Raw genomic sequence first — 16,541 nt, 5'->3', positions numbered from 1 at the left:
ACACGGAACCCGCAAAACTCCATCATGGACCCTTCCCCTGGCTTGTCCCTCGCAACAATATTCGCCGATTTCGGCATGATCCTTTTTGCTCTGATCCTGGTTTTGCTCAACGGCTTTTTCGTTGCGGCGGAATTCGCCATGGTCAAACTGCGCTCGACCCGGGTCGAGGCCATCGCTGATCAGAACGGCTGGCGCGGACACATCCTGCGCACCGTGCACAGTCAGCTCGATGCGTACCTCTCGGCGTGTCAGCTGGGTATCACCCTCGCCTCCCTCGGCCTCGGCTGGGTCGGTGAGCCGGCCTTTGCGCACATTCTCGAACCGCTGCTCAGCGCGGTCGGCGTGCAGTCGCCGGAAATCGTCAAAGGCGTGTCGTTCTTCACCGCGTTCTTCATCATTTCGTACCTGCACATCGTCGTCGGTGAACTGGCCCCGAAATCCTGGGCGATCCGCAAACCCGAGCTGCTGTCGCTGTGGACGGCCGTGCCGCTGTACCTGTTCTACTGGGCGATGTACCCGGCGATCTACCTGCTCAACGCCAGCGCCAACGCGATCCTGCGTATCGCCGGCCAAGGCGAACCCGGCCCGCACCACGAACACCATTACAGCCGTGAAGAACTGAAACTGATCCTGCACTCCAGCCGTGGCCAGGATCCGAGCGATCAGGGCATGCGTGTTCTGGCGTCTGCGGTGGAAATGGGCGAACTGGAAGTGGTCGACTGGGCCAACTCCCGCGAAGACCTGATCACCCTCGAATTCAACGCGCCGCTGAAAGAAATCCTGGCGATGTTCCGTCGCCACAAGTTCAGCCGTTATCCGGTGTACGACAGCGAGCGCCAGGAGTTCGTCGGCCTGCTGCACATCAAGGATCTGCTGCTGGAACTGGCAGCACTGGATCACATTCCCGAGTCGTTCAACCTCGCCGAACTGACCCGCCCGCTGGAACGCGTATCACGGCACATGCCGCTGTCGCAGTTGCTGGAGCAGTTCCGCAAGGGCGGCTCGCACTTCGCCGTGGTCGAGGAGGCTGACGGCAACATCATCGGCTACCTGACCATGGAAGACGTACTGGAAGTGCTGGTCGGCGACATTCAGGACGAACATCGCAAGGCTGAGCGCGGGATCCTCGCCTATCAGCCGGGCAAACTCTTGGTGCGGGGTGACACGCCGCTGTTCAAGGTGGAACGCCTGTTGGGCATCGACCTTGATCACATCGAAGCGGAAACCCTTGCCGGGCTGGTCTACGAGACTTTGAAGCGCGTACCTGAAGAGGAAGAAGTGCTGGAGGTCGAAGGCCTGCGGATCATCATCAAGAAGATGAAAGGGCCGAAGATTGTGCTGGCCAAGGTGTTGATGCTGGATTGAGTGCAATGCGGGAAACCGCGTTGCCTGCTAAAAGATCGCAGCCTGCGGCAGCTCCTACAGGGATCGCATTCCCATGCAGGAGCTGCCGCAGGCTGCGATCTTTTGCTTTTAGAAGCTTACTGCTTGCCCAACGCAAAGTTGGGCAACGCCCCCAGCGGCTGGTTGAACTGATACGGAATCGACACCAGCCCCTCGCCGGTATTGCGCTGTACGACAAAGTGCAAATGCGGGCCGCTGCTGTTGCCGGTATTGCCTGACAGCGCCAACGGACTGCCCACCGTCACCCGCTGCCCTTCGCGTACGCTCACCGAACCTTGCTTGAGGTGCAGGTACACGCCCATGGTGCCGTCGTCGTGCAGCACCCGCACGAAATTGCCCGACGCATCATTGCCGCGCCCACTCTGCGAGTTTTCAGTCTTCACCACCACCCCGGCCCGCGCGGCAATGATCGGCGTACCCACCGGCATGGCGATGTCCATCGCATAGCGATTCTTCGGCCCATAGTGGCTGTACTGACCGTTGGCGCCCTGACTCAGACGAAACGGCCCACCGCGCCACGGCAACGGGTAGCGATAGCTCTGCGCAGCACCAGAAGGGTCACCCAGTGAATATTGGAACTGCGGCGAATAGACCAGCGGCTTGCCGCTGGTAATCGCCGTCAGCAGCGCCAGACGCGTGTTGCTGCGCGCCGGCAGCACCCGGCGGATGGCTTTGGCTGGCGCGCCGCGTACATTGCTCATGCCGGTAAACGCCAGTGCCACCTCGACCGGTGCATACAGATCGTTGCGTACGAACACCACGTCAACGCCCTTCTGCTTCTTGATATCGAGATAGACCTGCCGCTCCAGGCGCTCAACCATGCGGTCCTGAAAGACGAACACCTGCGAGCCTTTGCTCGGCCGGTCGCTGTACGAGACCACGCCGTTGGCATCGGTGGATTTGTAAATGGTCATGGCCACAGCCGAGGTGGAGGCCATGAAGAGACCACAGAAAAACAGCAGGCGCGCGCGCATGGGCAAAAGTCTGTCGAAGTAAGGCCTGGAAAAGAGCCTAGCAGGTGAAGCAGACCAGGCTAGTCGACAGATGTTTCAATTTGCCCAGCGCACAAAGCAAAAGATCGCAGCCTTCGGCAGCTCCTACAGGGAAAATGCATTCCAATGTAGGAGCTGCCGAAGGCAGCGATCTTTTCACAGACGCCGATTACGCGCCCGGAACGAAGTGCTTCTGCGCCGTGCCGCGGGCGATCAGGCGGGAGATGTAGTCGAGCTTCTGCGCATCCTGGTCGACAAAGCGGAACGTCAGTTGCAGCCAGTCGCTGTCCGGTTTCGGCTCAAACGCAACGACGGCGTGCAGGTAGCCGTTGAGGCGGGCGATTTCGGCGTTGTCGCCCTGCTCCAGATCGAGCACGGCGCTGTCGAGGATCTGCGGCAGGGTGTCGGTGCGTTTCACCACCAGCAACGCTTCCTTGATGCTCAAAGCCTTGATCACACATTGCTGAGTACCGCTTGGCAGGCGCAACTGGCCCTGACCACGACCGCTGGCCGGCGCCGACGCGGCGACGGGTGCCTTGACCGGTGGGCTGTTGAGCAAACCACGGGACGGCGCGGCGGCGGGCGCTGGCGCGGCAGCTGCCGGTTTCGCGAACGGGTTGACCGCAGCCGCTGCCGGGGCACCGCCGACCACGGCAGGCTTGCCACCGGTCAAGGCGCTCAGAGAATCGTTACCGAACGCCGAGTTCATCTTGGTCGGCGCGCTGTTCATCAGGGTATCGAGCTTGCCGACCTTGTTCAGCGCCTGTTTGACCTTGGTCAGCAGTTGCTCGTTGGTGAACGGCTTGCTGACGTAACCGGAAACACCGGCCTGAATCGCCTGCACGACGTTTTCCTTGTCGCCACGGCTGGTGACCATGACGAATGGCATGGTCTTGAGGTTGTCTTGTTCGCGGCACCAGGTCAGCAGTTCGAGACCGGACATTTCCGGCATTTCCCAGTCGCACAGCACCAGGTCGAACGCTTCCTTGGCCAGCATGGCCTGAGCCTTCTTACCGTTGACGGCGTCCTCGGTACGGATCCCCGGGAAATAATTACGCAGGCACTTTTTCACCAGGTCACGAATGAACGAAGCATCGTCCACGACCAACACACTGATCTTGCTCATCCAACACCCCTATTAAAATCCCGGCAAGCATAACGCTGGCTGATGGCACATTGCCAAAACTCTTCAGTCACGCCGGGACTTTTCGTTCGCGGGTGCTGCTTTTTAATTCGATCTGCCTTGTGAAAAGCACAAACAAAAACGCCCGGCCAAAGGGCCGGGCGCTTTTCTCAGGCAATCTTACTTATCGTCAACATCGCCCGGAACATTAGCGGTTTCGCCGCTTGTCCCTTCAACTTCTTCTTTCATGCGCTTGAGGCCCATGTGGCGTACGTCGGTACCGCGCACCAGGTAGATGACCAATTCAGAGATGTTACGTGCGTGATCGCCGATGCGCTCCAGCGAACGCAGCACCCAGATGATGCTCAAGACCCGCGAGATAGAGCGCGGGTCTTCCATCATGTAGGTCGCCAACTCACGCAGGGCGGTTTTGTATTCGCGGTCGATGATCTTGTCGTACTGCGCCACCGACAACGCCAGATCGGCGTCGAAACGGGCGAACGCGTCCAGTGCATCGCGAACCATGTTGCGCACCTGGTCGCCGATATGGCGAACCTCGACGTAACCGCGCGGCGCTTCACCTTCTTCGCACAGCTGAATCGCGCGGCGGGCGATCTTGGTCGCTTCGTCACCGATGCGCTCAAGGTCGATCACCGACTTGGAAATACTGATGATCAAACGCAGGTCGGACGCCGCCGGTTGACGACGGGCAAGAATGCGCAGGCATTCTTCGTCGATGTTGCGTTCCATCTGGTTGATCTGGTCATCAATCTCGCGCACCTGCTGAGCCAAGCCGGAATCGGCCTCGATCAGCGCGGTCACCGCGTCGTTGACCTGCTTCTCGACCAGCCCGCCCATGGCCAGGAGGTGGCTGCGCACTTCCTCAAGCTCAGCGTTGAACTGCGCGGAGATGTGGTGGGTAAGGCCTTCTTTACTAATCATGTTGGCGTCCTTGGAGCGTCCGGTAAGGTGCGGTGGGCCGCAGCGTCAATTCTGTGAATAACCCGCAACTGTCAGCCATAACGACCGGTGATGTAGTCTTCGGTCTGCTTCTTCGCCGGATTGGTGAACAGGGTGTCGGTGTCGCCGAATTCGACCAGTTTGCCCATGTACATGAACGCGGTGTAGTCCGAAACCCGCGCAGCCTGCTGCATGTTGTGGGTCACGATGACGATGGTGAACTTGGATTTCAGCTCGTAGATCAGCTCTTCAACCTTCAGGGTCGAGATCGGGTCGAGGGCCGAGCACGGTTCGTCGAGCAGCAGCACTTCCGGCTCAACCGCGATAGTGCGGGCGATCACCAGACGTTGTTGCTGACCGCCAGACAGGCCGAGTGCCGATTCGTGCAGACGGTCTTTGACTTCGTCCCACAGTGCCGCGCCTTTCAACGCCCATTCGACCGCTTCGTCGAGGACGCGCTTCTTGTTGATGCCCTGGATGCGCAAGCCGTAGACCACGTTTTCGTAGATGGTCTTCGGGAACGGGTTGGGCTTCTGGAACACCATGCCGACGCGACGACGCAGCTCGGCGACGTCTTCGCCTTTGCGATAGATGTTGTTGCCGTAGAGGTTGATCGCGCCTTCGACGCGGCAGCCGTCAACCAGATCGTTCATGCGGTTGAAGGTGCGCAGCAACGTCGATTTACCGCAGCCGGACGGGCCGATGAACGCGGTCACGCGCTGCTTCGGGATGTTCATGCTGACGTCGAACAATGCCTGCTTCTCGCCGTAGTACAGGCTCAGGCCCGGCACTTCGATGGCCACGGTTTCCTGCGCCAGATTCAGGCTTTGCTTGTCGCGACCCAGGGCAGACATGTTGATGCCGTGGCTATGTGTTTCGTGCTGCATGGGAGGCTCCCTGTGCTAACAAATTCGGTTCGTTGAACCACTGGCCTTGCCAATGGGTTACTGAAAATCTGTGGCTTGCGCCGATCCTTGTGGGAGCTGGCTTGCCAGCGATGGCATCAGCGCGGTGTTACTGGCTGACCGAGTCGCCTGCATCGCTGGCAAGCCAGCTCCCACAGGATTTGTGTTAACTGTCCAAAGCTTTGTATTTTTCACGCAGGTGGTTGCGGATATACACCGCCGACAGGTTCAACGTCGCGATCACCAGTACCAGCAGCAGCGCCGTGGCGTACACCAGCGGGCGGGCCGCTTCGACGTTCGGGCTCTGGAAGCCGACGTCATAGATGTGGAAGCCCAAGTGCATGATCTTCTGATCCAGGTGCAGGTACGGGTAGTTGCCGTCCACCGGCAGCGACGGCGCCAGTTTCACCACACCCACCAGCATCAGCGGCGCCACTTCACCGGCGGCGCGAGCCACGGCGAGAATCATGCCGGTCATCATCGCCGGGCTGGCCATCGGGATCACAATCTTCCACAACGTTTCAGCCTTGGTCGCGCCGAGGGCCAACGAGCCTTCACGCACAGTACGCGGGATACGCGCCAGACCTTCCTCGGTCGCGACGATCACCACCGGCACCGCCAGCAGCGCCAAAGTCAGCGAGGCCCAGAGCAGACCCGGGGTACCAAAGGTCGGTGCCGGCAATGCTTCGGGGAAGAACAAGCGGTCAACCGAACCACCGAGTACGTAAACGAAGAAGCCCAGACCGAACACGCCATAAACGATCGCCGGAACGCCAGCGAGGTTGTTCACCGCGATGCGGATAATCCGCGTCAGAGTGTTCTGCTTGGCGTATTCACGCAGGTACACCGCCGCCAGTACGCCGAACGGGGTAACGATCATCGCCATGATCAGGGTCATCATCACGGTGCCGAAGATCGCCGGGAAGATCCCGCCTTCGGTGTTGGCTTCACGCGGATCATCCGAAAGGAATTCCCAGATCTTGCTGAAGTAGAAACCGACCTTGGTAAAGGTGCTCATCGCGTTCGGCTGGTAGGCGTGAACCACTTTGCCCAGACCGATTTCGATCTCTTTGCCGTTGGCATCGCGAGCGGTCAGGGCATCGCGGTTGAACTGCGCATGCAGATCGGCCAGGCGTGCTTCGATGTCCTGATAACGCGCATTCAGTTCGGCGCGCTCGGATTCCATGTCAGCTTGTGCGGTGGCGTCGAGCTTGCCTTCCAGTTCCAGTTTGCGACCGTGCAGACGGATGCGCTCCAGACCTGCGTTGATTGCACCGATGTCAGTCTTTTCCAGCGACTTCAGTTGTGCCGCCAGCCCGTTCACACGGTTGATCCGCGCCTGCAACTCAGGCCACGCGGCCTCGCCTTCGGCGATGACCTTGCCATCCTGTTTGACGTTGACCAGGTAGCCGTAGAAGTTGCCCCACTCACGACGTTCGATCGCCATCAACTCTGGCGGCGTGGTCTGGTTGGTCAGCCACTCGCCGACGATCCACGTGAAGTCGTTGCCATTCAGGTCACGGTTGCCGACCTTGATCAGCTCGCGGGTCATGAATTCCGGGCCTTCATCGGGCACCGGCAAACCGGCACTCTTCAGACGGGCACGGGGCACTTCTTCCTTCTGTACCACTTCGCCGATGACCAGGTGATTGGCCTGGCCCGGTACGTCGTAATGGGCGTGGACCAGGTCGGCCGGCCAGAAGTGACCCAGACCACGCACGGCAATTACCGCCAGCAGGCCAATGGTCATGATGACCGCGATGGACACCGCGCCACCGCTGATCCAGACGCCCGGGGCGCCGCTCTTGAACCATCCTTTCAGGGAGTTCTGTTTCACAGACTTCTACCTTTGCTTAAAGCGACGAGTATTTCTTGCGCAGACGCTGACGAATCAGTTCTGCCAGGGTGTTCATGACGAAGGTGAACAACAGCAGTACCAGCGCCGAGAGGAACAGCACGCGGTAGTGGCTGCCGCCGACTTCCGACTCGGGCATTTCCACCGCGACGTTGGCAGCCAGGGTGCGCAGGCCTTCGAACAGGTTCATTTCCATGACCGGGGTGTTACCGGTGGCCATCAGCACGATCATGGTTTCACCGACTGCACGGCCCATGCCGATCATCAGCGCCGAGAAAATCCCCGGACTGGCAGTCAGGATCACCACGCGAGTCATGGTCTGCCACGGCGTGGCACCGAGAGCCAGCGAGCCGAGGGTCAGGCCGCGCGGCACGCTGAACACGGCGTCTTCTGCGATCGAGTAGATGTTCGGGATCACCGCAAAGCCCATGGCCAGACCGACCACCAGGGCGTTGCGCTGGTCGTAGGTGATGCCGAGGTCGTGGGAGATCCACATGCGCATGTCACCGCCGAAGAACCAGTTCTCCATGAACGGGCTCATGTACAGCGACAGCCAGCCCACGAACAGAATCACTGGAATCAGCAGCGCGCTTTCCCAGCCATCCGGGACTTTCAGGCGGATCGATTCAGGCAGACGACTGAAGGTGAAACCGGCGACCAGGATGCCGATCGGCAACAACATCAGCAGGCTGAAGATGCCCGGCAGATGCCCTTCGACATACGGCGCGAGGAACAGGCCGGCGAAGAAACCGAGGATCACCGTCGGCATCGCTTCCATCAGCTCGATCACCGGTTTGACCTTGCGGCGCATGCCCGGGGCCATGAAGTAGGCTGTGTAGATCGCCGCAGCCACAGCCAGCGGCGCGGCCAGCAGCATCGCGTAGAACGCAGCTTTCAGGGTGCCGAAGGTCAGCGGTGAGAGGCTCAGTTTCGGTTCAAAATCGGTGTTGGCCGCGGTCGATTGCCAGACGTATTTAGGCTCGTCGTAGTTCTCGTACCAGACCTTGCTCCACAACGCGCTCCAGGAGACTTCCGGGTGCGGGTTATCGAGTAGCAGCGGTTGCAGCTTGCCGCCGGCTTCGACGATCACACGGTTGGCACGCGGCGACAGACCGAACAGGCCTTGACCTTCCACCACTTGATCGACCAGCAAAGTGCGGTGCGCGGTGCTGTGGAACACGCCGAGCTTGCCGCTGGCATCCAGCGCGAGGAAGCCTTTGCGACGTTCTTCAGCGCTGATTTCAACGATCGGCGTGGTGCCCATCTGGAAGGTGCGGATCTGCTTCAGGCGCAGCTCGCCATCGGTGTCGCGGGCCATAAACCACTGGGCCAGACCACCCTTGGAGTCGCCGACGATCAGCGAGATGCCACCGACCAGTTGCGTGGTCGCGGTGACTTCGGCGTCAGCGTTTTCCAGCAGTTTGTAGCGACCGTTGAGGCTCTTGTCGCGCAGGCTGAAGACGTCGGCCTGGGCACGACCGTTGACCACATACAGCCATTGCTGGCGCGGGTCGACGAAGATGTTTTTCACCGGTTCAGTCATCTGCGGCAGATCGATACGCTTCTGCTCGTTGGTGACTTCGCCGGTCATCATGTTTTCTTCGCTGGTCAGCGACAGCACGTTGAGTTGCGAACCGGTCGAACCGACCAGCATCAGCGTCGTGTCGGTGGCGTTCAGGCTGACATGTTCAAGCGCACCGCCGGCTTCGTTCAGCGCGATCGGCGTCTCGCCGTACGGATATTCGATGGCCGGGGTGATGGTTTTTTTGCCATCGGGGTAGCTGACTTTATAAGTGTGACGGAACACCAGCGCCTGGCCGTTGGACAAGCCCACGGCTACCAGCGGGTGGCCCGGCTGATCTTCACCAATCGAGGTCACGGTGGCGCCAGCAGGCACCGGCAGATCGACGCGCTTCAGTTCAGCGCCACTGTCGATATCAAAGAACAATGCCTGACCCTTATCGGAAACGCGCATGGCCACCTGATTCTGCTCTTCGAGCGAAATCATCAGCGGCTTGCCGGCGTCCTGCATCCAGGCCGGGGTGATCGAGTCTTTCGCGGTCAGGTCGGCACCCTGGAACAGCGGCGCCACCACGTAGGCGAGGAAGAAGAAGATCAGGGTGATGGCTGCCAGCACCGCGAGACCGCCAACGAGGACGTACCAGCGGGTGAAGCGATCCTTGAGCGCACGAATGCGGCGCTTGCGTTGCAGCTCAGGCGTATTGAAATCAATGCGCTTGGGAGGATTAGTAGTCATTTGGGAATTGGCCAGATCATTCATGCGCTCACCCTAGCGATCCTGTATGACAGAAAGATGACAATGCAGTGACGCAGCAAATCCACCGCCAGCGGGACTGGCAGAGGATCAAAAATTTGAGGTGTGGAAAAGGCCGGCCTGCGCGCAGATCCGGCCTTTTACCTGAGTCCGGTGGGGTTCACCCTGGACTCAATTTGTTACTTCTTTGCGACAGCGCCGCCTTCCTGCAGACCCAGGTCAGCCAGTGCTTTAGCAGCGACCTTGGCTGGCAACGGGATGTAACCGTCTTTCACCACAACTTCCTGGCCCTGCTTCGACAGCACCAGTTTCACGAACTCGGCTTCCAGCGGAGCCAGAGGCTTGTTCGGGGCTTTGTTGACGTAAACGTAGAGGAAACGCGACAGCGGGTATTTGCCGTTCAGGGCGTTTTCTTCGGTGTCTTCGATGAAGTCGGTGCTGCCTTTCTTGGCCAATGGCACGGTTTTCACGCTGGCGGTCTTGTAACCGATACCCGAGTAACCGATGCCGTTCAGCGAGGAGCTGATCGACTGCACAACCGACGCCGAACCTGGTTGCTCGTTGACGTTCGGTTTGTAGTCGCCTTTGCACAGGGCTTCTTCTTTGAAGTAGCCGTAGGTGCCGGATACCGAGTTACGGCCGAACAGTTGTACTGGTTTGTTGGCCAGGTCGCCGGTCACACCCAGTTCGCCCCAGGTTTTCACGTCGGCTTTGGCGCCACACAGACGGGTCGACGAGAAGATCGCATCAACCTGCTCCATGGTCAGGTGCTGGATCGGGTTGTCTTTGTGTACGAAGACAGCCAGGGCATCAACGGCCACCGGGATAGCGGTTGGCTTGTAGCCGTACTTCTGCTCGAAGGCCGCCAGTTCGGTGTCCTTCATCTTGCGGCTCATCGGGCCCAGGTTGGAGGTGCCTTCAGTCAGCGCAGGTGGCGCAGTGGCGGAGCCGGCGGCCTGAATCTGGATGTTTACGTTCGGGTATTCTTTTTTGTAGTTCTCAGCCCAGAGGGTCATGAGGTTGGCCAGGGTATCGGAGCCGACGCTGGACAGGTTGCCCGACACACCAGTGGTCTTGGTGTAGCTCGGGATAGCAGGGTCAACAGCGGCAACCGCGTTGGCAGTCGCAACGCCAGCAGCGACAAAAGTCATTGCCGCCATCAAACGCTTCAGTTTCATGCCTTACTCCTAGCAGATAGGGTGTGTTAAGTCGGGGCCAAGTATCAGCAGGCCGTGTGAACACTCTATGGCTGAAATATGACAATTGGATGAAAGGCCAGCATGGGCATCACCTTTAAAAAAGGAAACGCTTTGCAGGTTGACAAATCATCTTCTAAATATAGTCTTGTCAACCACGAGAGGGCCCCATGATAAACGATCGAATTCGCCGCGCACGTCTGCAAAGAGGCCTCAGCCTTGAGGCTTTGGCGATGGAGCTTGGCGACATAACCAAGCAAGCCTTGAGCAAATATGAGAAAGGGTTGAGTACCCCTAACTCAACTCGTCTGCTGCAACTGGCCAGAGCGCTTCAGGTCAGCCCTGAGTATTTCTTCCGCGTGGAAGCAATTGCGCTGGCGCCTCTGGAGTTTCGAAAACTGGCCCGAATGCCTAAATATCGCCAGGCACAGGTGGAAGAGAAAATTCGGGAACACCTTGAGCGTTACATCGCGCTTGAGGAGTGTTTCGATCCTGCCGACATACATACCCCAGCTACTCCGGCACAAATGATCCCCGTTTCCTGCCTTGAGGACGCCGAACGCGCAGCAGAGCAACTTCGTCAGTTCTGGGGAATTGGTAGCGACCCTATAGCCAATCTGACTGAACAGCTGGAGGAGCACAGCATAAAAGTCGCCATGCTAAACGGCCCGGACGACTTCGACGGCGCTTGCGCTGCCACCGGTAACGGCGAACACGTGTTGATTGCACTGAATGCCGATCGCCCAGGCGAACGAATCAGGTTCACTGCCGCGCATGAACTCGGCCACTGGGTCATGGCATTACCCGAGGATATGCCGGAGAGGGACAAGGAAAATTGCTGCCATCGATTCGCCGGCGCGTTTCTCTACCCGGCGAAAAGTGTCACCGGTGACTTCGGCAGCCATCCTCGCTCCAGAGTTCATCCACGAGAATTGCTGATTGCAAAGCGTCAATACGGGATCTCAATGCATGCCGCGTTGAGACGCCTGAAAGATCTGAAGCTTCTTAGCGAAAGTGGCTATAAATCCCTCACTATCCAATTCAGCGCCAACGGCTGGCGCAAATCAGAACCTGAGCCGCTACCTTGCAAACCGCCGCAAAGATTTGAGTCGCTAGCATTCTGGGCGTTGGCAGAAGGGCTGATCACCAAGTCTCGGGCTGCCGAACTCCTGCGCAAACCAGTTAGCGCACTGGACCCCAATTTCCTGGGTTCACTGGAGAATGCATGAGTTTGATCTTCATCAGTGATACGAATATCTGGATTGATTTCAGAAACGCCGGATTACTGGAGCAGATGTTTCGATTGCCATTCACACTTTGCTGCACCGACTTTGTCATGCATGAACTTGCAGACTTTCCCCACCAGGAACTGCTTGATCGAGGGCTGAGTGTCGAATCGTTCGATGAATCTGGCGTGATCAGACTCTTTGAGCTGAAAGTCGAACACAACAACAGCTCACTGGCAGACGTGTCTTGTTACCTGCTCGCACAGGAAACAGGACGTCCGTTGCTGACCGGAGATGGCAAGTTAAGGCGCCAGGCACAACGAGATGGACTGGAGGTGCACGGCGCTCTTTGGTTACTTGATCTGATGGTTGAGCATCAAGTAATTGAAAAGTCGGATGCCGCAAACGCCTTGGCCCACATGCTTGAGCATGGCGCTCGACTCCCGACAGGAGAATGTGAATCAAGGCTCTCACGCTGGCGAGAGCCCTAGAAGCAGAATCTTGGGATCAGCGCCCTTTCTTCCACAGCCACGCCCCGACCAGAATCCCCATCGCACACAGCACCGCCACATAGTAGGCAGGCCCCATCGCGCTTTCTTTCAGCAGCAGGCTGACCACCATCGGCGTCAGGCCACCAAAGATCGCGTAAGCCACGTTATACGAGAACGACAACCCGCTGAAGCGCACCACCGGCGGGAACGCTTTGACCATCACGTACGGCACCGCACCAATGGTGCCGACCAGAAAACCGGTCAGCGCATAGAGCGGGAACAGCCAGTTCGGGTGATCGGCGAGGCTGTGATAGAAGGTCCACGAGCTGATCAGCAGACCCAGGCAACCAAATACGAACACCCGGCCTGCGCCAAAGCGATCCGCCAGTGCGCCGGAAATGATGCAGCCGATGCTCAGGAACACGATCGCCAGACTGTTCGACTGCAGCGACTCGGTCGGCGTGAAGTGATAGACCGTTTGCAGCACGGTCGGCGTCATCAGAATGACCACGACGATGCCAGCGGAGAGCAACCAGGTCAGCAGCATCGAGATTGCAATCGCGCCGCGATGGTCACGCAGCACCGCGCGCAGCGGCACTTCTTCAGCCAAGGCTTTGCGCAGTTGCAGCTCGGCGAACACTGGGGTCTCGTGCAGCCAGCGGCGCAGGTAGACCGAGAACAGGCCGAACACACCGCCGAGCAGGAACGGGATTCGCCAGGCGTAATCGGAAACTTCCGCAGGGGTATAAATGCTGTTGATCGCCGTGGCGACCAGCGAGCCGAGCAGAATGCCGGCGGTCAGGCCGCTGGTGAGCGTGCCGCAGGCATAACCCATGTGTTTTTGCGGTACGTGTTCGGAAACGAAGACCCACGCGCCCGGCACTTCACCGCCAATCGCCGCGCCCTGAATCACCCGCATCAATAGAAGCAGGATCGGCGCCCACATGCCGATCTGCGCATACGTTGGCAGTAGACCCATGATCAAGGTCGGCACGGCCATCATGAAAATGCTCAGGGTGAACATCTTCTTGCGCCCCAGCAGGTCGCCGAAGTGCGCCATGACGATGCCGCCCAGCGGCCGCGCGAGGTAGCCGGCGGCGAAGATGCCGAAGGTCTGCATCAGGCGCAGCCACTCGGGCATATCGGCCGGGAAGAACAGCTTGCCGACCACGGTGGCGAAGAAGACGAAGATGATGAAGTCGTAGAATTCCAGCGCGCCGCCGAGAGCGGACAGCGACAGAGTCTTGTAGTCATTGCGGGTCAATGGTCGTGCGGGTTGCTCGGGCTGCGCGAGGCTCGAAGGCGCTGTGGTCATGGCAAGGGCTTCTCTTATAGTCGGATCTGCCGCCACAACAACGCTGGCAGTGGCTCGGGCAGGTTCGGCACCATAGCAAATTGTTCGAAAAAGCACATAGAGGCGCGTAATTGACGGTCAAAATCAGAACCGGATGGTCGTCGCGGAGTCTACCGACCGATATACTCGCCACCTGCGCAGGATTTGTAAGAGGTTACTGTGCGAAAACGTTGTTGGCCCGTCCTTTGCTCGGGATTTAGCCTTTTTCGCAGAGTTTCCCTTTAGGCGCCTGATGGAAAACGTGACGAACGCAGTGTGTTCGGTGTTGAATCGTTTTTCTTGAAGACGGCTACCACCAGCAATACCCACGAAGAGTCACGGGTCAGAGGCCCCACGGCATGATAGAGCTCGAACAAGAAGATCCGATCCCGCAAGGCGACCTGGCCCTGCAAATCACCGCACTTCCACGCGAAACCAACGGCTTTGGCGATATTTTCGGCGGTTGGCTGGTAGCGCAGATGGATTTGGCCGGCACCGCAATGGCCAGCCGCGTGGCAGGTGGTCGTGTAGCGACCGTAGCCATTGATCGCATGGCGTTTCTCGTGCCAGTGGCAGTGGGTGCGCAATTGTCCTTTTATACCCAGACCCTGGAGATCGGCCGCAGCTCGATCCAGATGATGGTCGAAGTGTGGAGCGACGACCCGCTGTCCAGCGAGTGGCGTAAAGTCACCGAAGCCGTATTCGTCTTCGTCGCTATCGACGGCAGCGGTCGCACCCGCTCGGTTCCACCGCGCGCGCGTTAAACCTCGCGGCCGTTTTGCGGTCGATAACCGTTCCAAGTGTCTGATCGAGAGCTGTCCCATGAACACGCCCAACGTTGAAGCGGTGAAACTGGATGAACTGAACTGCTGGCGCATCCGCCACGGTCAGGCCGAAGTGCTGGTGACCCAGCAAGGCGCGCACATCCTCAGTTATCAGATCGATGGCCAGCCGCCGATCATCTGGCTCAACGACAAGGCCGAGTTCAAGACAGGTAAAAGCATTCGCGCCGGCGTGCCGGTGTGCTGGCCGTGGTTCGGCAAGTTCGAACGCAACCCGCAGAGCGTGCAGGCCATGTACACCGGTGAGCAACCGGCACCCGCGCACGGTCTGGTGCGGGCGATGGATTGGGAGCTGGGCGGCATCGAATCAGAGGCTGACGGCGTCAAGGTCGAATTCAAGCTGCCTTACCCCGAAGGTGGCCTGCCGGGCTGGCCGCATCAGGTTGATCTGAGCCTGACCCTGCATTTGTCCGACCAATTGAGCTTCAGCCTGACCAGCCATAACCGTGGCAGTGACACCGTCAGCCTGAGTCAGGCGCTGCACACGTATTTCGCAGTGAGTGACGTGCGCAATGTGCATGTCGACGGTGTCGATGGCTTGAATTACATCGAGACGCTGGATGACTGGAAAACCAACAGCCAGCAAGGTGACCTGCAGTTTGCCGGTGAGACCGACCGTATCTATCTCAATGCGCCGCCACAGCTGAGCATCGTCGACCCGACCTGGGAGCGGCGCATTGTGCTGACCGCCACCGGCTCGCGCACAGCAGTGATCTGGAACCCGTGGATCGATCGCGCGGCGGCGCTTGCTGACATGGATAACGATGGCTGGCAGCGCATGCTGTGCATCGAGACGGCTAATGTGATGGATGACGTTGTGGATCTGGCACCGGGTGCGAGCCATACCATGGGCGTCAGTGTCGCCAGCAAACCGCTTTAAGATCAAAAGATCGCAGCCTTCGGCAGCTCCTACATTGGAATGCATATCCCTGGAGGAGCTGCCGCAGGCTGCGATCTTTTGCTTCAGAGATCAGACTCCTGCACCACCCGCACTTTGTCCGCTTCCAACGCATACGCTGCGTCAGCCAGGTCATTGCTGACCTTTTCAACCTTCAGCGTGCCGGTCACCCACAACGGCGTGTAGATATCGTCCAGTTTCAAACCTTTCGGATAACGCACCAGCACCAGTTGATTCGGTGGCGGTGGCGGCACGTGGATGCAAGCGCCCGGATACGGCACGAGGAAGAACAGCGTGCTGCGACCCTTGGCGTCGGACTCCAGCGGCACCGGATAACCACCGATGCGAATGTGCTTGTCGTTCATCGACGCCACGGTTTTGGTCGAATACATCACCGCCGGCAGACCTTTGGCCTGCTTCATCCCGCCCTTCTCGGTGAAGGTGCCGGTGGCTTCCGGGGAGTTGTGGTCGATTTCAGGCATGGCCTCGAGGGCCTTTTGGTCCGACTTGGGCATCAGTTCGAGCCAGTCGGTTTCCGGCAGTTCGCCGGCGTGGGCCAAACCGCTGCCCAGGAAGAGGAGAGTCAACAGAAGACGGCGCATGAAAGTGCTCGGTATAGAAAGGAAGGAACAGTGAATCGCCGAGCATTCTAGCCCTCCCGGCCACTTTGGCCGAGAGGGCTTTGTCGCTTTGGATCAGTTCTTTTTGATCAGGCCGTAGATCACCAGCAACACGATTGCGCCGACCAGTGCACCAATGAAACCTGCGCCCTCGCCCGCGTGATAGATGCCCAGAGCCTGGCCGCCGTAAGTGGCTGCCAGCGAACCGCCGATACCGAGCAAGATGGTCATGATCCAGCCCATGCTGTCATCGCCCGGTTTCAGGAACCGCGCCAGCAGGCCGACGATCAAGCCGATAAAGATGGTTCCGATAATTCCCATGGCAATTCCCTCTCAAAGATAGATATGCGAAGCCTAGTCAGACTTTGGCATCCTGCCATGAGAGAACAGCGGCCCCTGAATGGTTCCGCCGCTGCCACAT

Annotated in this window: 15 protein-coding genes; 5 read left to right on the top strand and 10 right to left on the bottom strand. The window is 59.0% G+C overall.

Annotated elements, in window-relative coordinates; genetic code table 11:
• Nucleotides 1-24: 24 nt before the first annotated feature.
• A complete protein-coding gene (locus ACM6JQ_RS19690; RefSeq protein ID WP_007920256.1) occupies nt 25-1,365 on the top strand; it encodes a hemolysin family protein in 1,341 nt (446 codons plus the stop codon).
• Between the two features lie 116 nt (nt 1,366-1,481).
• Here ACM6JQ_RS19690 and ACM6JQ_RS19685 read toward each other — a convergent pair whose 3' ends face one another.
• The 7 genes from ACM6JQ_RS19685 to ACM6JQ_RS19655 all read right to left on the bottom strand — a co-directional run bounded on the left by ACM6JQ_RS19685 (nt 1,482) and on the right by ACM6JQ_RS19655 (nt 10,692).
• A complete protein-coding gene (locus ACM6JQ_RS19685) occupies nt 1,482-2,378 on the bottom strand; it encodes a peptidoglycan DD-metalloendopeptidase family protein (RefSeq protein ID WP_095113192.1) in 897 nt (298 codons plus the stop codon).
• A gap of 187 nt (nt 2,379-2,565) precedes the next feature.
• Nucleotides 2,566-3,522, bottom strand: coding sequence for a response regulator (locus tag ACM6JQ_RS19680; RefSeq protein ID WP_007920252.1), 957 nt, complete (start codon nt 3,520-3,522; stop codon nt 2,566-2,568).
• Between the two features lie 177 nt (nt 3,523-3,699).
• Nucleotides 3,700-4,461, bottom strand: coding sequence for a phosphate signaling complex protein PhoU (phoU, locus tag ACM6JQ_RS19675; RefSeq protein WP_007920250.1), 762 nt, complete (start codon nt 4,459-4,461; stop codon nt 3,700-3,702).
• 71 nt (nt 4,462-4,532) lie between these two features.
• Nucleotides 4,533-5,366, bottom strand: a complete 834-nt coding sequence (gene pstB / locus ACM6JQ_RS19670; protein ID WP_007920249.1) for a phosphate ABC transporter ATP-binding protein PstB — start codon at nt 5,364-5,366, stop codon at nt 4,533-4,535.
• A 184-nt stretch (nt 5,367-5,550) separates the two neighbouring features.
• On the bottom strand, nt 5,551-7,221 hold the full coding sequence (gene pstA / locus ACM6JQ_RS19665) for a phosphate ABC transporter permease PstA (protein ID WP_007920248.1): 1,671 nt from the start codon (nt 7,219-7,221) through the stop codon (nt 5,551-5,553).
• Between the two features lie 16 nt (nt 7,222-7,237).
• Entirely contained in the window at nt 7,238-9,271 is a 2,034-nt protein-coding gene (locus ACM6JQ_RS19660; protein WP_414894604.1) for an ABC transporter permease subunit, read from the bottom strand.
• Between the two features lie 422 nt (nt 9,272-9,693).
• Nucleotides 9,694-10,692 (bottom strand): phosphate ABC transporter substrate-binding protein PstS, encoded by a 999-nt coding sequence (locus ACM6JQ_RS19655; RefSeq protein ID WP_007920246.1) that lies wholly within the window; start codon nt 10,690-10,692, stop codon nt 9,694-9,696.
• A 188-nt stretch (nt 10,693-10,880) separates the two neighbouring features.
• Between ACM6JQ_RS19655 and ACM6JQ_RS19650 the strand changes: the two genes are divergently transcribed.
• Nucleotides 10,881-11,939: a helix-turn-helix domain-containing protein gene (locus ACM6JQ_RS19650; protein WP_414894540.1), complete on the top strand. Its 1,059-nt coding sequence runs from the start codon at nt 10,881-10,883 to the stop codon at nt 11,937-11,939.
• A complete protein-coding gene (locus ACM6JQ_RS19645) occupies nt 11,936-12,427 on the top strand; it encodes a type II toxin-antitoxin system VapC family toxin (protein ID WP_007920241.1) in 492 nt (163 codons plus the stop codon). The genes ACM6JQ_RS19650 and ACM6JQ_RS19645 overlap by 4 nt, the downstream gene beginning before the upstream one ends.
• A 16-nt stretch (nt 12,428-12,443) precedes the next feature.
• Here the strand turns inward: ACM6JQ_RS19645 and ACM6JQ_RS19640 are convergent, their stop codons facing one another.
• Nucleotides 12,444-13,742: an MFS transporter gene (locus tag ACM6JQ_RS19640; RefSeq protein WP_007920239.1), complete on the bottom strand. Its 1,299-nt coding sequence runs from the start codon at nt 13,740-13,742 to the stop codon at nt 12,444-12,446.
• Nucleotides 13,743-14,119: 377 nt separating this feature from the next.
• On the opposite strand from ACM6JQ_RS19640, the gene ACM6JQ_RS19635 reads away from it, so the two are divergent.
• Both ACM6JQ_RS19635 and ACM6JQ_RS19630 read left to right on the top strand, forming a co-directional pair.
• Nucleotides 14,120-14,524, top strand: a complete 405-nt coding sequence (locus ACM6JQ_RS19635; protein WP_003229628.1) for an acyl-CoA thioesterase — start codon at nt 14,120-14,122, stop codon at nt 14,522-14,524.
• A gap of 58 nt (nt 14,525-14,582) precedes the next feature.
• Nucleotides 14,583-15,482 carry a D-hexose-6-phosphate mutarotase gene (locus ACM6JQ_RS19630; RefSeq protein WP_095113190.1) on the top strand — a complete coding sequence of 300 codons (900 nt, stop codon included), beginning with the start codon at nt 14,583-14,585 and terminating at the stop codon, nt 15,480-15,482.
• Between the two features lie 83 nt (nt 15,483-15,565).
• Here ACM6JQ_RS19630 and ACM6JQ_RS19625 read toward each other — a convergent pair whose 3' ends face one another.
• The gene (locus tag ACM6JQ_RS19625) at nt 15,566-16,102 is read right to left on the bottom strand and encodes a DUF3299 domain-containing protein (protein ID WP_007920225.1); all 537 of its coding nucleotides are present in this window, start codon (nt 16,100-16,102) and stop codon (nt 15,566-15,568) included.
• 93 nt (nt 16,103-16,195) lie between these two features.
• The gene (locus tag ACM6JQ_RS19620; protein ID WP_007920223.1) at nt 16,196-16,441 is read right to left on the bottom strand and encodes a GlsB/YeaQ/YmgE family stress response membrane protein; all 246 of its coding nucleotides are present in this window, start codon (nt 16,439-16,441) and stop codon (nt 16,196-16,198) included.
• Between the last annotated feature and the right edge of the window lie 100 nt (nt 16,442-16,541).

Source organism: Pseudomonas sp. IT-232MI5 (assembly GCF_949767845.1).
In the GTDB taxonomy this organism is placed as follows: domain Bacteria; phylum Pseudomonadota; class Gammaproteobacteria; order Pseudomonadales; family Pseudomonadaceae; genus Aquipseudomonas.
Note: the sequence above shows the minus strand (reverse complement) of the source record. Positions and strands in the feature narration are given on the sequence as shown.